Annotated in this window: 20 protein-coding genes, 1 tRNA gene and 1 pseudogene; 15 read left to right on the forward strand and 7 right to left on the reverse strand. The window is 37.5% G+C overall.

Features of this window, described 5'->3' with window-relative positions:
• Together mtnA and DYY67_RS07160 are read left to right on the forward strand one after the other, a co-directional pair.
• A pseudogene (gene mtnA, locus DYY67_RS07155) lies at window positions 1-861 on the forward strand (S-methyl-5-thioribose-1-phosphate isomerase); the annotation flags it as partial.
• A gap of 19 nt (window positions 862-880) precedes the next feature.
• Window positions 881-1525, forward strand: a complete 645-nt coding sequence (locus tag DYY67_RS07160; RefSeq protein ID WP_320416001.1) for a PqqD family peptide modification chaperone — start codon at window positions 881-883, stop codon at window positions 1523-1525.
• A gap of 3 nt (window positions 1526-1528) precedes the next feature.
• On the opposite strand, the gene DYY67_RS07165 is transcribed toward DYY67_RS07160, so the two are convergent.
• A complete protein-coding gene (locus DYY67_RS07165; RefSeq protein ID WP_166392018.1) occupies window positions 1529-1768 on the reverse strand; it encodes a hypothetical protein in 240 nt (79 codons plus the stop codon).
• A 326-nt stretch (window positions 1769-2094) separates the two neighbouring features.
• Between DYY67_RS07165 and DYY67_RS07170 the strand changes: the two genes are divergently transcribed.
• Window positions 2095-2607 (forward strand): hypothetical protein, encoded by a 513-nt coding sequence (locus DYY67_RS07170; protein ID WP_166392020.1) that lies wholly within the window; start codon window positions 2095-2097, stop codon window positions 2605-2607.
• Here DYY67_RS07170 and DYY67_RS07175 read toward each other — a convergent pair.
• Together DYY67_RS07175 and DYY67_RS07180 are read right to left on the reverse strand one after the other, a co-directional pair.
• Window positions 2583-3065 (reverse strand): hypothetical protein, encoded by a 483-nt coding sequence (locus DYY67_RS07175; RefSeq protein ID WP_166392022.1) that lies wholly within the window; start codon window positions 3063-3065, stop codon window positions 2583-2585. The genes DYY67_RS07170 and DYY67_RS07175 overlap by 25 nt on opposite strands.
• Before the next feature lie 40 nt (window positions 3066-3105).
• Window positions 3106-3180, reverse strand: a tRNA-Arg gene (locus DYY67_RS07180).
• A gap of 43 nt (window positions 3181-3223) precedes the next feature.
• Between DYY67_RS07180 and DYY67_RS07185 the strand changes: the two genes are divergently transcribed.
• A complete protein-coding gene (locus DYY67_RS07185; RefSeq protein WP_166392024.1) occupies window positions 3224-4396 on the forward strand; it encodes an aminotransferase class I/II-fold pyridoxal phosphate-dependent enzyme in 1173 nt (390 codons plus the stop codon).
• Here the strand turns inward: DYY67_RS07185 and DYY67_RS07190 are convergent.
• From DYY67_RS07190 to npdG, 3 genes are read right to left on the reverse strand one after another with little or no spacing between them, the layout of a single operon-like run.
• The gene (locus tag DYY67_RS07190) at window positions 4393-4791 is read right to left on the reverse strand and encodes a pyridoxamine 5'-phosphate oxidase family protein (RefSeq protein WP_168711853.1); all 399 of its coding nucleotides are present in this window, start codon (window positions 4789-4791) and stop codon (window positions 4393-4395) included. The genes DYY67_RS07185 and DYY67_RS07190 overlap by 4 nt on opposite strands.
• Window positions 4778-5005 carry a hypothetical protein gene (locus DYY67_RS07195; RefSeq protein WP_166392026.1) on the reverse strand — a complete coding sequence of 76 codons (228 nt, stop codon included), beginning with the start codon at window positions 5003-5005 and terminating at the stop codon, window positions 4778-4780. The genes DYY67_RS07190 and DYY67_RS07195 overlap by 14 nt, the downstream gene beginning before the upstream one ends.
• A gap of 22 nt (window positions 5006-5027) precedes the next feature.
• Window positions 5028-5699, reverse strand: coding sequence for an NADPH-dependent F420 reductase (gene npdG / locus DYY67_RS07200; protein ID WP_166392028.1), 672 nt, complete (start codon window positions 5697-5699; stop codon window positions 5028-5030).
• A 63-nt stretch (window positions 5700-5762) separates the two neighbouring features.
• On the opposite strand from npdG, the gene DYY67_RS07205 reads away from it, so the two are divergent.
• The 11 genes from DYY67_RS07205 to DYY67_RS11035 all read left to right on the forward strand — a co-directional run bounded on the left by DYY67_RS07205 (window position 5763) and on the right by DYY67_RS11035 (window position 14472).
• The gene (locus tag DYY67_RS07205) at window positions 5763-6377 is read left to right on the forward strand and encodes a histidine phosphatase family protein (protein WP_166392030.1); all 615 of its coding nucleotides are present in this window, start codon (window positions 5763-5765) and stop codon (window positions 6375-6377) included.
• Between the two features lie 104 nt (window positions 6378-6481).
• Window positions 6482-6865 carry a hypothetical protein gene (locus DYY67_RS11020; protein ID WP_255492981.1) on the forward strand — a complete coding sequence of 128 codons (384 nt, stop codon included), beginning with the start codon at window positions 6482-6484 and terminating at the stop codon, window positions 6863-6865.
• A gap of 255 nt (window positions 6866-7120) precedes the next feature.
• The gene (locus DYY67_RS11025; protein WP_255492982.1) at window positions 7121-7492 is read left to right on the forward strand and encodes a hypothetical protein; all 372 of its coding nucleotides are present in this window, start codon (window positions 7121-7123) and stop codon (window positions 7490-7492) included.
• Between the two features lie 32 nt (window positions 7493-7524).
• Complete coding sequence (locus tag DYY67_RS07215) at window positions 7525-8472, forward strand: hypothetical protein (protein WP_166392032.1); 948 nt, start codon at window positions 7525-7527, stop codon at window positions 8470-8472.
• The gene (locus tag DYY67_RS07220) at window positions 8462-8905 is read left to right on the forward strand and encodes a hypothetical protein (RefSeq protein WP_166392034.1); all 444 of its coding nucleotides are present in this window, start codon (window positions 8462-8464) and stop codon (window positions 8903-8905) included. Before DYY67_RS07215 ends, DYY67_RS07220 begins: the two co-directional genes overlap by 11 nt.
• A gap of 41 nt (window positions 8906-8946) precedes the next feature.
• Window positions 8947-10695: a S8 family serine peptidase gene (locus DYY67_RS07225; RefSeq protein WP_166392036.1), complete on the forward strand. Its 1749-nt coding sequence runs from the start codon at window positions 8947-8949 to the stop codon at window positions 10693-10695.
• Between the two features lies 1 nt (window position 10696).
• Entirely contained in the window at window positions 10697-11650 is a 954-nt protein-coding gene (locus DYY67_RS07230) for an Ig-like domain-containing protein (RefSeq protein WP_218584703.1), read from the forward strand.
• A gap of 148 nt (window positions 11651-11798) precedes the next feature.
• Window positions 11799-12404, forward strand: a complete 606-nt coding sequence (locus DYY67_RS07235) for a twin-arginine translocation signal domain-containing protein (protein ID WP_166392040.1) — start codon at window positions 11799-11801, stop codon at window positions 12402-12404.
• A complete protein-coding gene (locus DYY67_RS07240) occupies window positions 12382-13944 on the forward strand; it encodes a cytochrome b (protein WP_166392042.1) in 1563 nt (520 codons plus the stop codon). Before DYY67_RS07235 ends, DYY67_RS07240 begins: the two co-directional genes overlap by 23 nt.
• A gap of 109 nt (window positions 13945-14053) precedes the next feature.
• Complete coding sequence (locus tag DYY67_RS11030; protein WP_255492983.1) at window positions 14054-14242, forward strand: hypothetical protein; 189 nt, start codon at window positions 14054-14056, stop codon at window positions 14240-14242.
• 8 nt (window positions 14243-14250) lie between these two features.
• Window positions 14251-14472, forward strand: coding sequence for a cupredoxin domain-containing protein (locus DYY67_RS11035; RefSeq protein ID WP_320415998.1), 222 nt, complete (start codon window positions 14251-14253; stop codon window positions 14470-14472).
• A gap of 23 nt (window positions 14473-14495) precedes the next feature.
• Here the strand turns inward: DYY67_RS11035 and DYY67_RS07250 are convergent, their stop codons facing one another.
• Window positions 14496-14846 (reverse strand): hypothetical protein, encoded by a 351-nt coding sequence (locus tag DYY67_RS07250; protein ID WP_166392044.1) that lies wholly within the window; start codon window positions 14844-14846, stop codon window positions 14496-14498.
• Between the last annotated feature and the right edge of the window lie 522 nt (window positions 14847-15368).

Consider the following 15368-nt stretch of genomic DNA (forward strand, 5'->3'; position numbering starts at 1 on the left):
GGCTGCATTACAAAGTAAAGCAACAGACAAAGATAGTCTTATCCAAGATCTAGAACAAGCAAAAAAAATTCTTTTTGAAACAAGACCAACTGCAATCAACCTGTCATGGGGACTAGAAAAGATAATGAATGTTGCAAGATCCGGAAAGCAATGCTTCTCAGAAATCCGAAATAATATTATCGAAGAAGCAAAAAAAATGGCAGAAGAAGACATAGCAAATAAACATGCAAATGGGAAAAAACGGTGCTCCGTTATTTAATGAAAATGATACTATCATGACACACTGTAACGCTGGTGCTCTAGCTACCGTTGCATACGGAACAGCGCTTGGCGTAATACGGGCCACAAAAGAAAGTGGAAAGAAGATCAAAGTGATTGCAACAGAAACTAGACCTGTAATGCAAGGCTCAAGACTTACCGCGTTTGAGCTAAAACATGATGGAATAGATGTCAGCTTGATTCCTGACACTGCAGTAGGATATTCAATGGCAAATGGTCTTGTCTCAAAAGTAATTGTAGGAGCTGATCGAGTACTACGTACTGGTCATGTATACAATAAGATTGGGACATATCAGGTAGCCATGATGGCAAAGCAACACAACATACCATTCTATGTTGCAGCACCCCTTTCCACATTTGATATGAAAAGTGCTCCAAGTGATGTTATCATAGAACAACGAAAAGCAAGCGAGGTCACTGGAATAGCAGGGCAAAAAGACTGCACCTGACGACATTAATGTAATAAACCCAGCCTTTGACATGACACCACCCGAACTCATAACCGGAATAATAACCGAAGCCGGTGTAGCAAAGCCTCCTTTTGAGGAGTCAATCAAAAAATTGTTTGAATCAAAGCTGTAAGGTATTTATTTCAAGGCTTATTCATGTCAATTCATGGACATCTGTTACTGCCCAACAAGTCTTGGAATCATTAAAACAATGTATGGATCCAGAAATTCCAATCAATGTTGTGGATATGGGGCTCATTTATGGAGTAAATGTATCTGATGATAACAAAGTAGATGTCAAAATGACAATGACTACGCGTGGTTGCCCCTTACATGATACACTTGTAAATGATGTAAAAAGATACGTAAACAAAGTTTCAGGAGTATCTTCTGTTAATGTGGAAATAGTCTGGGATCCGCCTTGGACTCCAGAGAAGATGTCTGAAGAGGGCAAGAAACTGATCAATTATGGCAAACAGAAAACAATAACTCCAATAAACTATGAAACAGCCATGCCGCAAGGAATAGGATCAGTTGTAAAGCAAGAAGATGGTTCATTACTCTTGATGGATGAGAACCAACAGGGATTCATGGTTAATCAGGCAATAGTTGAGTTCTGGCAAATGTGTAATGGTAAGAGGAAAATAACAGAATTGGTAGACATGTTTTCTGAAAAAATTGGTTTACAAAGAAATCAGGTAGAAAAAGAGGTACTCCAACTAGTGCAACAACTGCGTGATGGTGGATTATTGATAATACCAGAGCCTGAAGTCTCAAACGTTCAATTCAGAAAATAGATGTTAAATTTCTTTAATTTCTGTTATTGTACCTTGAACGGAGTCCATCTTTACAATAGCTCTTTTCTCGCCAAACCCTAAAGCGACATACCAATCTCCACCATCATCGTCATATTTGGTTTCAAGAGTCTTGACTGAATCTGCATTTACGCCATATTTTTGAATTATTCCAGATATTGCTAACGGTACTGCCTCTTTCTCGGTGGGAAGCCTTCTTTTCATCAAGCCAATTCCAGGACTCATGAATTGACTAGTTTGTAGAAGTATAATAATTGTTAGTCTTTAATGAAATCCTATTTTTAATAAAGTCAAGAATTTTGCAAAATCTATGAAGAATTATGATTATCTATCCAATACAAGCATCAAAGTTACTGAAAACACATAATCTGATATTTATGAGAATAAAAGATGTTCTCCAATTCAAAAACCAAAAGCTAAAGATTAGCAAACAAAATTCTATATACAACAGTTAAAGGTATTTTTCAACATGTATCCATCAAACAGGATTTCATGCATTATCTACTATCAAGAACTAGAAAGATCATACAAACGTCATCTTTTCTAGCTACATGCGGCACAATGATAATGCTACTAGGTGGAATCTGGGATTCCAGCATCATCATGAATTCAAAATTCCAGAAACATTCTGGACAATTCAACACATGACTATCTATTCTGGCGCATCATTGATAGCTTGCTCTGCTATTGCAGCAATACTGGTTTTGAACCATTGTGAAGATAAATCAGTAAAAAAAGGAATAATGATGATCTTATTGGGTGCTATGCTGCAAGTAGTAGGTGGTTACGCAGATTATAATTTTCATGAGATTTATGGAATAGATGGTCTTGTAACTCCATCACATCTTACCGTAGAAACTGGCTTGTTGCTTAGTGCCATTGGGGGTTTTACTACTCTGTCCAAGGTTCAAAATCGTATACTTCTAAAAATAATGCCAATATCAATAATGGCCATACTTTTATCTGCAGCATGGATAGGATTCAATCTTGTTCTATTGTTTAGTGCTGTTATACTATGTGTCCCCGTGTTCCAATTATTCTATTCCGGCTGTGCAGTCATGTAATTTCTTAATTTCGTGTATCCTGTGAACATTAACAAACAAGCTCCAACGAGAATCATCAAAGATGGAATGAGAAATTCTTGGTATTTGGTATCTCCAAATTCAACTGTTAATTGTACAGAATTTGCAGAAAGATTTGTCAATTCAAGCGTAAATTTGCCCGTATGCTGAAAGACAAAGTAATTGACTGTCTCCTTATTAGTTATGGTTTTCATGTTAAGATAATTACCATTTGAATCCAGTACTTTTACAAGAATGGAATTATTGTATTGATTGGAAGATATCTCATAGAACCCTATCCCATTTCCATAAAGTACAAGCGGTATATTGGCTGAATCCAACTTGTCTAAATTGAAATTTTCCAAGTCTTTTACAGCATATGAGAAAACCATGCCTATCCAAATTGAGCCAATTATTATGGCAATAAGAGCAATTCTGAATATGGTTAATCCTTTATACACAATTAATGCCAACGTGTTCTACACTATCTATCTATTTCCAAGGGCCCGGAGGGATTCGAACCCTCGACCTGGTGGTCCGAAGCCACCCGCACTATCCTGGCTATGCAACGGGTCCAATCAATTAAGAATTTAACGGGGCTAAATATCTGTCTAGGTAATTGAAAATATCACAAAGAGTAGCAGGTGTTGAGTATGCCATTAGAGATATTGCACTTGAGGCCAGAAAGCTACAAAAGCAGGGTAAACAGATTACGTATCTTAACATTGGAGACCCGCTGCAGCATGGTTTTCAGCCCCCGGAAAACGTCAAAGAAGCGCTAATGAAGGCAGTAAGAGATGGCCAAAATTATTATGCTGTCTCAGAAGGATTGCCAGAATTACGTGAAGAGATAGCAAAAAAAGAGAGAAAAAAAGGCCTTGAAGTTTCTGAAGATGATATTCTTGTAACAAATGGAGTTTCAGAAGGTCTTGAAATGATTACTGCATCAATAGTAGAATCAGGTGATGAAGTTCTCATACCTGGACCCTATTATCCTCCATATGCCTCCTATGTGAAATTATTTGGTGGAAAACCAATTGAATTTGCTGTTGATCTACACAATTCTACTCCAGACTTGGATGACATTAGAAGAAAAATTTCCTCAAAGACAGTTGCCATATGCCTGATAAGTCCAAACAATCCTACAGGAGCGGTTTTCAGTGAAAAATCACTAAAAGATTTGATTGATATTGCTAACGAACACAACCTCTACATCATATGCGATGAGATATACGATCAGATAGTATTTGATGAAAATTTTGTTGGAATAGGAAAAGTTAGTGGCGATTCTCCGGTAATACTATTGAATGGATTTTCCAAAGTTCATCTCATGTCGGGATGGAGGGCAGGCTACATTGCCTTTAATCAATCAAAAAAATTAGAATCTCTGCGAGAGAATGTACCTAAACTTGCAAGAGTTCGAATTGCTACAAACCTGCCTGTTCAATATGCTGCTTTAGAATCTCTCAAAGGACCACAAAACTATATACAAAAATTTGTCTTGGATCTGAAAAAAAGAAGAGATTACACAATTAAGAGATTTAACGCAATGAAAAATCTTAGCTGTTCAAATCCAAAAGGTGCCTTCTATGCATTTCCAAAGATTGAAAATAACAAGTATAGTTCAGATAAGGAATTTGTTCTATCTCTTCTTAAATCCAAAGGGGTTCTTACAGTACACGGTTCTGGTTTTGGAACTCAATATGGTAGTGGACATTTCAGGATGGTATTTCTTCCTGAAATCCCAGTTCTAGAACAAGCGCTTGATAAAATAGAAGAATTTGTTGGCTAAAATTTCCAAGTTGTCATCTTTTTTGGTGTTATTTCAATAACGCAGTCAGTATCTTTCAAGAGCTTCTGAGCAGATTTGTTTTTCAAGCTTTTAAAATATCTCAAGAGAATTTTTTTGGCAACTGACCTTACACGATTATCTTCTAAAATTAGTCGTGCCTTTCCTATTCCCATCACACCAAAAATCTTGGGAGAATTTATTCCTACATCTATACAGAATGAAACTTTTGGGTTTTGTTTGACATTTTTTGCTTTTATTGTTCTGGTATTAGTGCCAATGTAGAATTTATCGCTTTCATAATTGTACCAAACAGGAACGATATGCGGATTTCCTCTGGTGTCTATTGTAGCAATTCTTAAAATTTTCTGTGTTTTTATGAAATCATTTACCTTCATAATTTTCTCCTCTAAAACCGAGAATGATCAAAAATCCACCAATTCCAAACATTGCAGTAGATACTTTCTCACTTGTTAGATCAGGAGAAGTGAAAAAATCTGATACAAAGTCAGGTCCCCAGATCAACAAATCTCTGATAATGGGAATTATTGCCACAACTATGAATAAAACACCCATGGCGGTAAACCAATTTTTCTTTGGACTGATTCCCATCTTTTATTTCTGTAAATACTGATTAAATTATCTTTATGCCTGGATTTTTCATTTTGTTCTTTATCATCGCGTTGATAAGGATTGGTGTTGCGGTTTCGGCAAGGTATGAGAGAGATCCAGGTCCTAGTAAAATGGGTCTCAGGTTTGTTATTTCTTTGATCAAACCATTTACGACATTTATCGCATCATCACTATCCCCGCATACAAATATGTCTGAATCTAAGACAAGTTTTGTATCAATAAGCTTCTTCTCTGATATAGTGTGAAATGCGGCTACCAGGTTAGACTTGTTTTTCATATGTTTCTGTACTAATTCAAAAGCAGAAGGCTTGTTTTCCTTAAATGAAATTAATTCAAAGCCTGCGTCGGTTTTAGTGAGGGGAACTATTGGAGATATGACAATACAATTGTCCTTAATATTTGGAAGAATCTGAGAGCATATTGCATCTGTATTTTCGTATGGAATGGAAAGTACTAGTACATCGCTCTCTTTTGCAGTAGAAACGTTGTCTGTTCCTGTTATCTTACCCTTTGGAGATTCATGCTCTTTAATTGCGCTAGCAAAGTATTCACGAGCTACTTCATCGGCCCTTGAAGAGTCTCTTGAACCTATGAGAATATCGTGATTGACACACCATCGCAAAGCAAATCCTTTCCCCATTCCACCTGTACCGCCAATTATTCCGATCTTCATTACACGGTTGTCTCTGACAATCTTATTATTATCTCTATTCAACAAGTCGTCTCAGAATAAACATTGTTTCTTTTTCTACGTCACGGACAGGCAAAAAATAATGTAGAACAAATTCTTGCAGGGCGAACGACAGGATATCCTTTAACAGATCAAGGCATTAAACAAACTGAAAAAATAGCCGACTTTCTCAAACCATTTGATATCTCTGCTATCTATTCCAGTCCAATAGAGAGAGCAGAACAAACTGCAAGTATAGTAGCAAAAAAATTAAGACTAGACTACAGCATAGATGAAAGACTGACAGAAATTGACATGGGACATCTATCTGGGATGACCTTTGACGACATGTTTGCAAAACATGGAAATATTTTCCTCAAGTTTTACGAAGGACACCCAATAATAGAAAAAAATGGAATTGAATCATTTGCCAGTATCAAAAAAAGAGTTCTTGGTTTGGTTGAGCACTGTTCAAAAAAATATTATGATGAAGACATATTGTTTGTGACTCATATGGATCCAATCAAGTCCATGCTTTCAACTGTTATGCAATTAAAGCCTGAATCTTTATATGAATTGATAATTAGAAATGCATCTTTGACCATGTTCAAAAAAGAACAATCTAATCTTTCTATAATCTCAATTAATTCCATGTCTCCAGAGCGTTACCAGAAAGAATGAATGTGACGTAGAGAATTATTTTTCAACACTGATAATATCTAAGATGTTTTAACAAACTAACATATTATTTCTAACAGAACCAATATCTATGGGTGCAAGTCATCATGAATAGGTTGAAACTACTGACGGCGACACTCTTGCTTTTTGTTATAATGAGCGGATTTCTGATTCAAGCTTATGCTACATTAGAACCATTAGAGCTGTATACTGATTCTCAGGTATATTCAGAAGGTCAGCCGCTTCTTGTATATGGCAAGGCCCTGTCAAACGAGACTGTAATTCTTAGATTATTTGCTCCAGATGGCACCATAAAACAATTCAATCAGATTGCAGCTGATGGCAACGGAGACTTTAACCAAATATTGATCAAATGGCCTAATGCAACAACAAATTATCCATATGGAACATATTCTGTAGAGCAATTGGCACCAAAGAACAGGGATTCTCACAAAAAGTTGATGTGGCATTTGCATCATCTTCATCATTGATACACCATATCAGATACAAAGAACGGTATTAGTATCTGTTTATGCCCCTCAAACTGCAGCCGTTAACCAAACATTTCGAGTTTTTGTTCAAGTAACCAGTGATGGTTTGTTGGTAGCAGGAGATCCCTCGAAACTACTTGCTAATTCTCACGTTCATCTGCCAAATGGAGACGTAACTGATCTCACCAATTCCTTTACTACTCTTCATCAAGGACTTTACTATGTTGACTTTACGCCTGACCCAAGAAGGTACCTATGTGTTTCACTATCATTGCTCTCAGCCAAGGCACTGAATCCAACGGGGTAGCTGCCACGTTAGTACTCAAACAAAGCATCGAAGGAATTTCAAACCAAATCATAAGATTAAACTCTGTACTAGATACAACATCAAGTGAACTTGATAAGATAAAAACAGAAGTTCAAGGTTTTGGATATGTATTGAACACAAGTCAGAATTCAATATTGCAAGCAAATGAAAACATGAACAAGAGTGTAACCTCAATGTCCCAAACTGTACAAAATGTCGAGACGGCTTCAGGTCAATTCAATTCGCTTTTTCTACCAGTTGTTGCTTTGATTGCGGTAATCATTGCATTACAAATAACTATTCTTGCTAGGCGAAGATAACAGTAATGGTAAATAACAAATCACGTAGGACAATGTCAAAAGTAGCATTTTTTTTGATATGCATTCTTCTAATATCTCTAATTCCAAAACAGATTGATGCATACTATGATGTGGACATTCCAAAACAAACACAAATTTTTGTTCCAGACCAAACATCTGGTCTAATAACTCTTCAGCCTATCTCAACAGGAAATTCTGAGAAGAGATACATAGTTTTTGGCCCAGGACCAATTTCAGATATAACCCAGAGTACCGATAACATGATTTATGGATTAAATTCCAGTCATGGTTCCTTTGCAGTAGGCATTTTTAATCCAGATGAAATCACAAATCTAAAACTTGATGGTTATAATGTAATTGAAGATCTCCCGTTGGAATTTGATTCTGTACAAACCAATTCTCCTATACCTAGAGATGTCTCTAGAGTGGGCGATATACTTGGATCCGATAAGATAATTCAGCAATACAACTACACGGGAAATGGCATCAAGGTAGGGATAGTTGATACTGGAACAGACTTTTCAAATCTTGATGTGAGATCTTCTCTTGCCAGAGATGGAAATAATATTCCAATCATGATTGATGCGGACGGTCAAGGGCTAGTGCTAACAAATGCAACCTTCATCGCAAATATTGGCAATAATGGTGTCATTCAAAACTATACAAAACCAATTCCAAAAAATATCACTTCTTCTGTTTATGTAAACTCAAACGGAGTTTTTCTTGATCTAACCCAAGAGGGAAAGGGGACGTATATTCAGGTATATAATTCGCAATATCCTAAAGGTGGTACACCTGTAGTAAATGGAACAGTTTCTAATGATTACAAAATAGGTAAAGACTCGAGGCATTTTATTGTGTCAAAAAGTGGTATGTATCATTTTGGTATGGTATATGAAAGCGTCTCACAAGGTCAACTTTCCATATTGCAATTAGTCCCTGTTCTTGTGGTTGATTCAAAGACACCCGGTGTATACTGATACAATTATTCCAGACATGTATGACTCGTACCAAGATTTTTTGAGACTTGAGGGGAACACTTTATTTCCAAAATATGGCTTTGACTTTACTACCCAAACACCAATTACATTGGGGAGCGGAAACGAATTTTTGGTATATGATAAAAATCATAATGGAAACCCAATATACAGCGCAGGAACAGTTGGTGCACGAGTTCTTGATCTATATGGTGTAATCGCAAAGTCAGCTAAAATCGATAAAAAAATTGGAGCAATAAATGGAACATTGCTTCCTCCTCTTGATCCACATGGTAATTTTTTTGGTGTAATGTATGACTATGGGGGGACATGGAACTGCCACGGCCGCTTCTATTACGTCTCAAGGAAAACAGCAGTACGATATATACGGAAATTCTACGAAATATACCATTCAAGGTATTGCACCAGGAGCTAAAATAGTACCCATAAAGGCACTATGGATTGGTGATGCAATATATGGATGGTTATGGGCAGCAGGGTTTGATCAGAGTGATAATCATTGGAAATTCTCAGGTAATACCTAGAGTAGATATTTTATCTAATAGCTGGGGGATTTCCACTTTTCCTGCATTAGATTCAGTACCTGGCCTTGATATCCAGTCCCTTTTACTCAGCGCACTTAATGTCCCAGGTTCACTGGATGCAAAATATCCTGGAATACTGACTGTAAGTAGTTCGGGTAATGCTGGACCTGGATACGGAACCATAGGAAGTCCTGATGCTGCACCCTTTGGTCTTACAGTAGGAGCTGCAACTGATAATGTCTTTGTGGGTTATGGTCCTTTTAAGGGCCAACCAAGATTTGGAAATAGCACTGTTTACTATGGCGACATATCAGGTTTTTCAAGTAAGGGACCATCATTGATAGGAGATCCAAAACCTGACATAATGGCAGTAGGCGAATATAGTTTTACGCCAACTTCTGTTACAAAATACAGCAAAAATTCAACAGGCTCGTTTTCTCTATTTGGCGGAACAAGTCTTGCAGCTCCTCTTGTAGCTGGCTCAGCTGCAATTGTAATGCAAGCTTTACACGACAAGGGAATTTCTTACGACCCGTTTATGGTAAAAAACATACTCATGTCTACTGCAACAGATTTGGGAAATGATCCTTTTGCGCAAGGATCTGGACTAGTTAACGTAACAAGCGCGGTTAACTATGTGCTAGGAAATGATAACACTTTTGCAGTTTACAACAACGCTACATATTCTAACGTTAGGAAGGTGTTAGAACCGGCCATTAGTTCAATGAATTCTTCTGCATTTGGATTGACAATGTTTCAGATAGAAAATACCTCATTTTCGGAAACGCCTTGGTTTGCTGGACGATTATATCCCGGAGACCGATCTACTGCAACCTTTACTATTGAAAATCCAACCGATAATAGTATTGAAGTAACCATAGAACCTCAAAAACTTGATCTGATGAAATCTTCTCAATATAATGGAACAACTGAACCTCGCTTACAGGATTCCCTAATTAAAAAACAAGGGGTTTACAGGCCTGATTATGTGCCGCTTGCTCAAATAACAAATCACACTAACTTGCTATCCTTTTTCCAAAAACAAGATCCGATTCCGTCTGATGCCTCTTTGATGGTGCTTGATCTCACATTCCCATTCTCCGAGTTCATGAATTCTTCTGCCAAAACCTATGCTGATGACATAAAAATAGCGTCTCTTTACATCTATGACTGGAACAGTAAACATAATGGTACTCAACCAACATCTCAGGAACTCTCGCTTGTCAATAGAGGAGGTTCTTGGGGAACAGTTCAAGAAGTAAGAATTTCTGATCCAAATTCAAGATTTGGACATATTCCTCTAGTTGGTGTGTATCCTGTACCCACAAGATATTCATATTGGTCTGGAGATACCAAGAAAAACTCTACCTCAATTGATTATGCCATTACGGCTAGCTATTACAAAAAAACACAGTGGAATGATGTGTGGCTTGATTCAAACAATATGGAGATAAAACCTCATGGTCAAGCTACTATGTCTGCAACACTTGTTGTTCCATCTGACAAAAAAGCAGGAATATATCAAGGATTCATCTCATTTCGAGATGAATCTCACACAGTTAACGTACCTAGTATCATATGTTGTGTTAAAAAAATTACAACCAAAAGATCTACCTACTGTCATCCAGGGATCAAATGGAAATTCTCTTTTTGGAAATGGATATGTGGGAGGGGGATTTGACATGTCCAACAGATATAATGCAGGTGATTGGAGAGAATATTATTTTGACATAGCAGACAAAACCATAAACACAGCTACGATGATTTTTTCGTGGAAAGATCCTGATACCAACTTGTCAGTATTTGTAGTTGATCCTCAAGGAAGAATAATTCAAACAAACGTTCCGGCTGGAATATTGGGACAATTTCAGGGATGGCCAAGTGGTGACTGGTTAGGTCCAAGTACACCATTTAGTGAAGGAGGAGGATTTTATCCAGTAAAAAATAAAGATGCGACATCAACTGAAGTCTATGCACCCATTAACCAAACAGGAGTATACTCTGTCCTGATTCATACCACTCTGTTTGGAGGAGAATCGGTTGTAGAACCAATAACAATGGCAGCAAAGTTTTCAACCATTTTACCAAATGAGAATATGCCGCAGATAAATCTGGAAATTCCACAATTCATCAACAACACCTACAAGATTATGCCGACAATAATTGGTCAAAATATACAAGATGAGAAATATTATCTAGATTCATCGGAACCGAAGATGTTTAATGAAACCACATTTCCTGTTTCCACTGAAAACCTATCAGAGGGATCGCATAATCTCAAAATTGTTGTATCAGATACGGTTGGACATGTTGTTTCAAAGTACTTTCAATTTGTAATAGATAATACCCCGCCAGTAATTATTTTCAAGTCACCAACAAACGGATCTACTGTTTCAGGAATAATCAATGTTAATTTAAGCATCAATGAAACCAATCCGCTGGAAAAGAACTGGCTTACAGTATATCTTCCAGGCCAAACAGTTTTTGATAATGACACAATACGATATGACACTAGAACCCTTCAGAATGGTCCATACTATATTGAGGCTGTTGCCAAAGATAAAGCAGGGAACATTTCTGACGAAAAAATTGCAATTAATGTAAATAATTCCATTACTAGTTTTGTTTCAGGCTAAAGGCGATCAGAATTTTATAACTTTGATCGAAATATTGGTTGGAATTGTGATGGCATCTTTGATATTCATTATTACTTTTAAAAAATTAGGATTTTTTAGAAGAACCTAGACAAGATTTATATGCAAATTTTTAACCACGAAGCTTTGGATGGCTGAGCAAGATACTAGGGGTACAGTCACTAGGCGAGACTTTCTTAAACTTCTAGGCGCTGCAGGCGTTGCAACTACTTTTGCACCTTTTGTCCCATGGGGACAATTCATGCCAAACCCTTCAAACATAGTACCGTCAAAAGTTCAGGTAACTTTACCCGATGGAACAACGGCTAACGTTAAGACGTTTCCAAAGAATAGTTCTGAAGTCATAACTTATCCGTCCAGCGGAGATCCCGTTCTTGATCAAGAGGCATTTAAAAAATGGCAGTTTATCAGATTGCCTTCGGAATTAGGTGGTGACGCAGAGGATATTAGTGCTTTTCGTGTTTATAGTATGGTGTGTTTGCATTTATGGTGTTTATGGAAGTACTGGCCTCAGGACGGCAGAAAAAGAGGCGAGTGCCCCTGTCATGGTAGCATGTATAATCCGTTAACTGGAAAGGCATTTGCAGGTCCTGCATCTCTTCAAGCCCCTCCGTCAAATGTGCTGGCAACACTTTATCTTGAAGCTGATGACAAGGGAGATCTGTGGATAAAGCCTGCAGTGTGGAGCGTAACCGAAAATGGAATAGTGGGATATGGTCGTCTCCTTAAAACGTAGAAGCGGATTTGCAGATTTCTGCTACTGGATATGGGACGGGTTAGAGAGAACTGTATTCATTGGTACAAAGTTCTCATTTCCAGCTAGATTTGTGAGTCCATTTGGATTCCTTGGAATGTTGACATTTGTCATGTTCATAATACTTGGAGTCACTGGTGCATTGTTGATGTTCTATTATGAACCGATATTGGATAGGGCATGGGATAGTGTAGCTAAAATCAACAACGTCGTTCCATATGGGTTTATGATCAGAAATATTCACTATCATGCATCAAACGCAATGGTTCTTCTTGCAGTTCTTCACATGTATTATCAGTATTTCAGTGGAAGATACAAAATAAGAAATGAGATTATTTGGGTAACTGGAGTTGTACTGGGAACAGTAACAATTTTGGAGGCTTTTACCGGCTATGATATTATCTTCAGTGAACGCGCAGAACTTGCAATTAGTATTGCGGCTTCGCTTACTAATTCCATGCCTGTAGTTGGGCCAACTATCAGAGATGCAATGTTTGGTTCTGGCTTTGCAGATTTCATATTGAGATTCTATACATTACATGTATTCATTTTGCCAGTAGTAATGCTTGGATTGATGGCAGTACACCTGCCTAGATTTCTGGTATTTGATGTGCCGATGGTCATGGCAATTTCTGGTGCAGTGCTGATAACAGGTGGAGTATTTCCAGTTGACCTGGGTTCAAAATTCCAACCTACCGTACCGCCAGGTATCACGGTGCCTGAATGGTATCTCACGGGAATCTATGCCTTCCTTAGAACGATGTATGACAAATTTGTAACTGGGGTTTTGTGGCCAGGTGTATTCATTGTAGCGATAGCTATGACACCATTCATTGACAGGTACAAGAAATTTTCTTGGAAAGACAGGCCAATTGTTACAGCCTTTGGAATTACCGGTATAACCCAAGTCATGGTAACAACTTATTGGGGATTCTACATCACGCCAGACACTACAAAACCGCTAGTTGCAAGGCTTGTGATAGATCCGATATTTTTCTACTCGATAATGCTACTCCTTGTACCAATTGGCTTTGGATTTTCATACATGATGATATCACTTGCCAAAGAAGCAGAACGAAAGGCAAAACTAGCAGCTTCAAAAGGACCTCATAAAACGGCGCAGATAAATTTCTCAGGCAAATGGATAAACTGGTTAATCGTTGCCCTTTTGATCTTTCAAGTGTACATAAACATCGCAGCATACAATGCAGTATTGGCTGGAATGAAGAATTTCTCGTTATTCTTGGTAGGACTAGGTCTTATGGTGTTTGCAGGCATGTTCCATCTCTATAGACATGGCCTAAACGAAGCAAAGAAGGCACCAACACCTCCTCCCCAACCACAAGCCGAATCTCCAAAGTCGTTAGAAGGACCTGAACTGACAGGAAAAGTGCCACCGTCAAAGGACGACTCTATAAAACAACCGCCATCTCCGCCGCCTGCGGTCGTACCTGAAATAAAAGCAGCAACTCTGGATAATTCAGATCCTGTAATTGGCAAGTCTGACCTCAAAAATCCATAGGCATCATTTAGAGCGTATAACTTTATAAGACTATTAAAAAAGATCAACGACTAGTTGAGCGTTCCAACATCGAGTCCACGCATATGGAATAGCGCTGATTGCAGTTATAGTGGGAGCAGCAATTGGCATTTCGTATTATCAACAATATTATATTCCGGAATTTAATGCCAAACCAATTATTCCAGAGAAAGTTCTACAACCTGGTAGTACTACAAACATAGTCATAGTCCCGGAGCTGAAAACCCTCAACAGCAACAGAACTTTGTACCAGATAAAATTACGGCTCAACTTGGTGTAAGCAACCTGGTGATATGGAAAAATACCAGCGATTCAGCTTCGCATACCGTTACACCCGATAAACCATTCAAAGACCTTTACAGCGGTGACTTTGGATCAAACGGTGTGATCCCGCCTGGTAAAACGTATCAATTTCTCTTTACTCAGGAAGCTCAAATAAAATATCATTGCGATCCCCATCCTTGGATGAGAGGAGAAATTGATGTTGTTCACGGAGCATTAACATCTTAGAAGTCATAAAAGACTTAGACTATTTAGGAAATTAATTTTGCAAACAAAATATCGCTTTCTATTTCCTTATGTTCTTGTATTATTGAAGCTCTAAACTTAACCTCGTGTGGCTCTTTTGGTTCAAATTCGACCGAAGCTGTAAATTCTGCAGAATTTTGTGGCATGTCATTTTTATTGATAAATAGTCGTGAGACATTTTGTGATATTGCCTTGTTATTGTATGATTTGTATACTATGAGTTGATTGGAATTTAATATCTGTGTATTTATGACTATGCCATCATATCTGCCAGGGTAATTTACTTTAACGCTGCCTTTGATTATTTCATGAGACTTTATGCTCAAATTTTCCAATTTTATCTCTATGTCTTTCATAATTTGATTTCAAAGTTGAAGATAATAAATTATAGCAATACTGTTTTTTAAAATAACATTCAAAACTCTAAAAATAGATTGGAGGTTTGCGCTAACTGTTTTGATATCTATATTATGCAGTTTTGTGAGTAAACAATTTATTATATTAGATATATCACAACAAAGACCATAGAACTTCAACGGAATGATGTTATTATGGCAATCCTTTGACTGTTGGATGCTGTGGTCGCTCTAACTTCAATATGGAAAAAAAGTAAATTTCATGCGTTAATAACAAATTAAATTTCCTTTTTATATCTGAATTCAAAGATTAGAGTTTTGCAAGATTTAGCTAGACAATGTGCTTAGGTAGACTGGCGGTTTGATGTAATCGCCTTCCTAAATAGAAGGCACCTGTAATAATCCCCATCTCAATAGGCGCAATACACCATAAGCAAATCAACAGAACTTTTTTCTTTCTAGGGGATAAACCCATAACCTGTCTGTACCATTGTGATACATACTTCATTTCTTAAACCTCAG

It is taken from the genome of Candidatus Nitrosotalea sp. TS (assembly GCF_011319465.1).
In the GTDB taxonomy this organism is placed as follows: Archaea; Thermoproteota; Nitrososphaeria; order Nitrososphaerales; family Nitrosopumilaceae; genus Nitrosotalea.

What these genes read in the sequence shown, in the direction of transcription:
- DYY67_RS07190 (WP_168711853.1), bottom strand. Translation starts at nt 4,791, where the DNA reads ATGAAGGTAAATGATTTCATAAAAACACAGAAAATTTTAAGAATTGCT.
- DYY67_RS07165 (WP_166392018.1), bottom strand. Translation starts at nt 1,768, where the DNA reads ATGAGTCCTGGAATTGGCTTGATGAAAAGAAGGCTTCCCACCGAGAAA.
- DYY67_RS11020 (WP_255492981.1), top strand. Translation starts at nt 6,482, where the DNA reads ATGAATAGGTTGAAACTACTGACGGCGACACTCTTGCTTTTTGTTATA.
- DYY67_RS07240 (WP_166392042.1), top strand. Translation starts at nt 12,382, where the DNA reads ATGGTCGTCTCCTTAAAACGTAGAAGCGGATTTGCAGATTTCTGCTAC.
- DYY67_RS07215 (WP_166392032.1), top strand. Translation starts at nt 7,525, where the DNA reads ATGTCAAAAGTAGCATTTTTTTTGATATGCATTCTTCTAATATCTCTA.
- DYY67_RS07235 (WP_166392040.1), top strand. Translation starts at nt 11,799, where the DNA reads ATGGCTGAGCAAGATACTAGGGGTACAGTCACTAGGCGAGACTTTCTT.
- DYY67_RS07195 (WP_166392026.1), bottom strand. Translation starts at nt 5,005, where the DNA reads ATGGGAATCAGTCCAAAGAAAAATTGGTTTACCGCCATGGGTGTTTTA.
- DYY67_RS07250 (WP_166392044.1), bottom strand. Translation starts at nt 14,846, where the DNA reads ATGAAAGACATAGAGATAAAATTGGAAAATTTGAGCATAAAGTCTCAT.
- DYY67_RS07225 (WP_166392036.1), top strand. Translation starts at nt 8,947, where the DNA reads ATGGATGGTTATGGGCAGCAGGGTTTGATCAGAGTGATAATCATTGGA.
- DYY67_RS07170 (WP_166392020.1), top strand. Translation starts at nt 2,095, where the DNA reads ATGCGGCACAATGATAATGCTACTAGGTGGAATCTGGGATTCCAGCAT.
- DYY67_RS07230 (WP_218584703.1), top strand. Translation starts at nt 10,697, where the DNA reads ATGTCCAACAGATATAATGCAGGTGATTGGAGAGAATATTATTTTGAC.
- DYY67_RS11025 (WP_255492982.1), top strand. Translation starts at nt 7,121, where the DNA reads ATGTGTTTCACTATCATTGCTCTCAGCCAAGGCACTGAATCCAACGGG.
- npdG (WP_166392028.1), bottom strand. Translation starts at nt 5,699, where the DNA reads ATGAAGATCGGAATAATTGGCGGTACAGGTGGAATGGGGAAAGGATTT.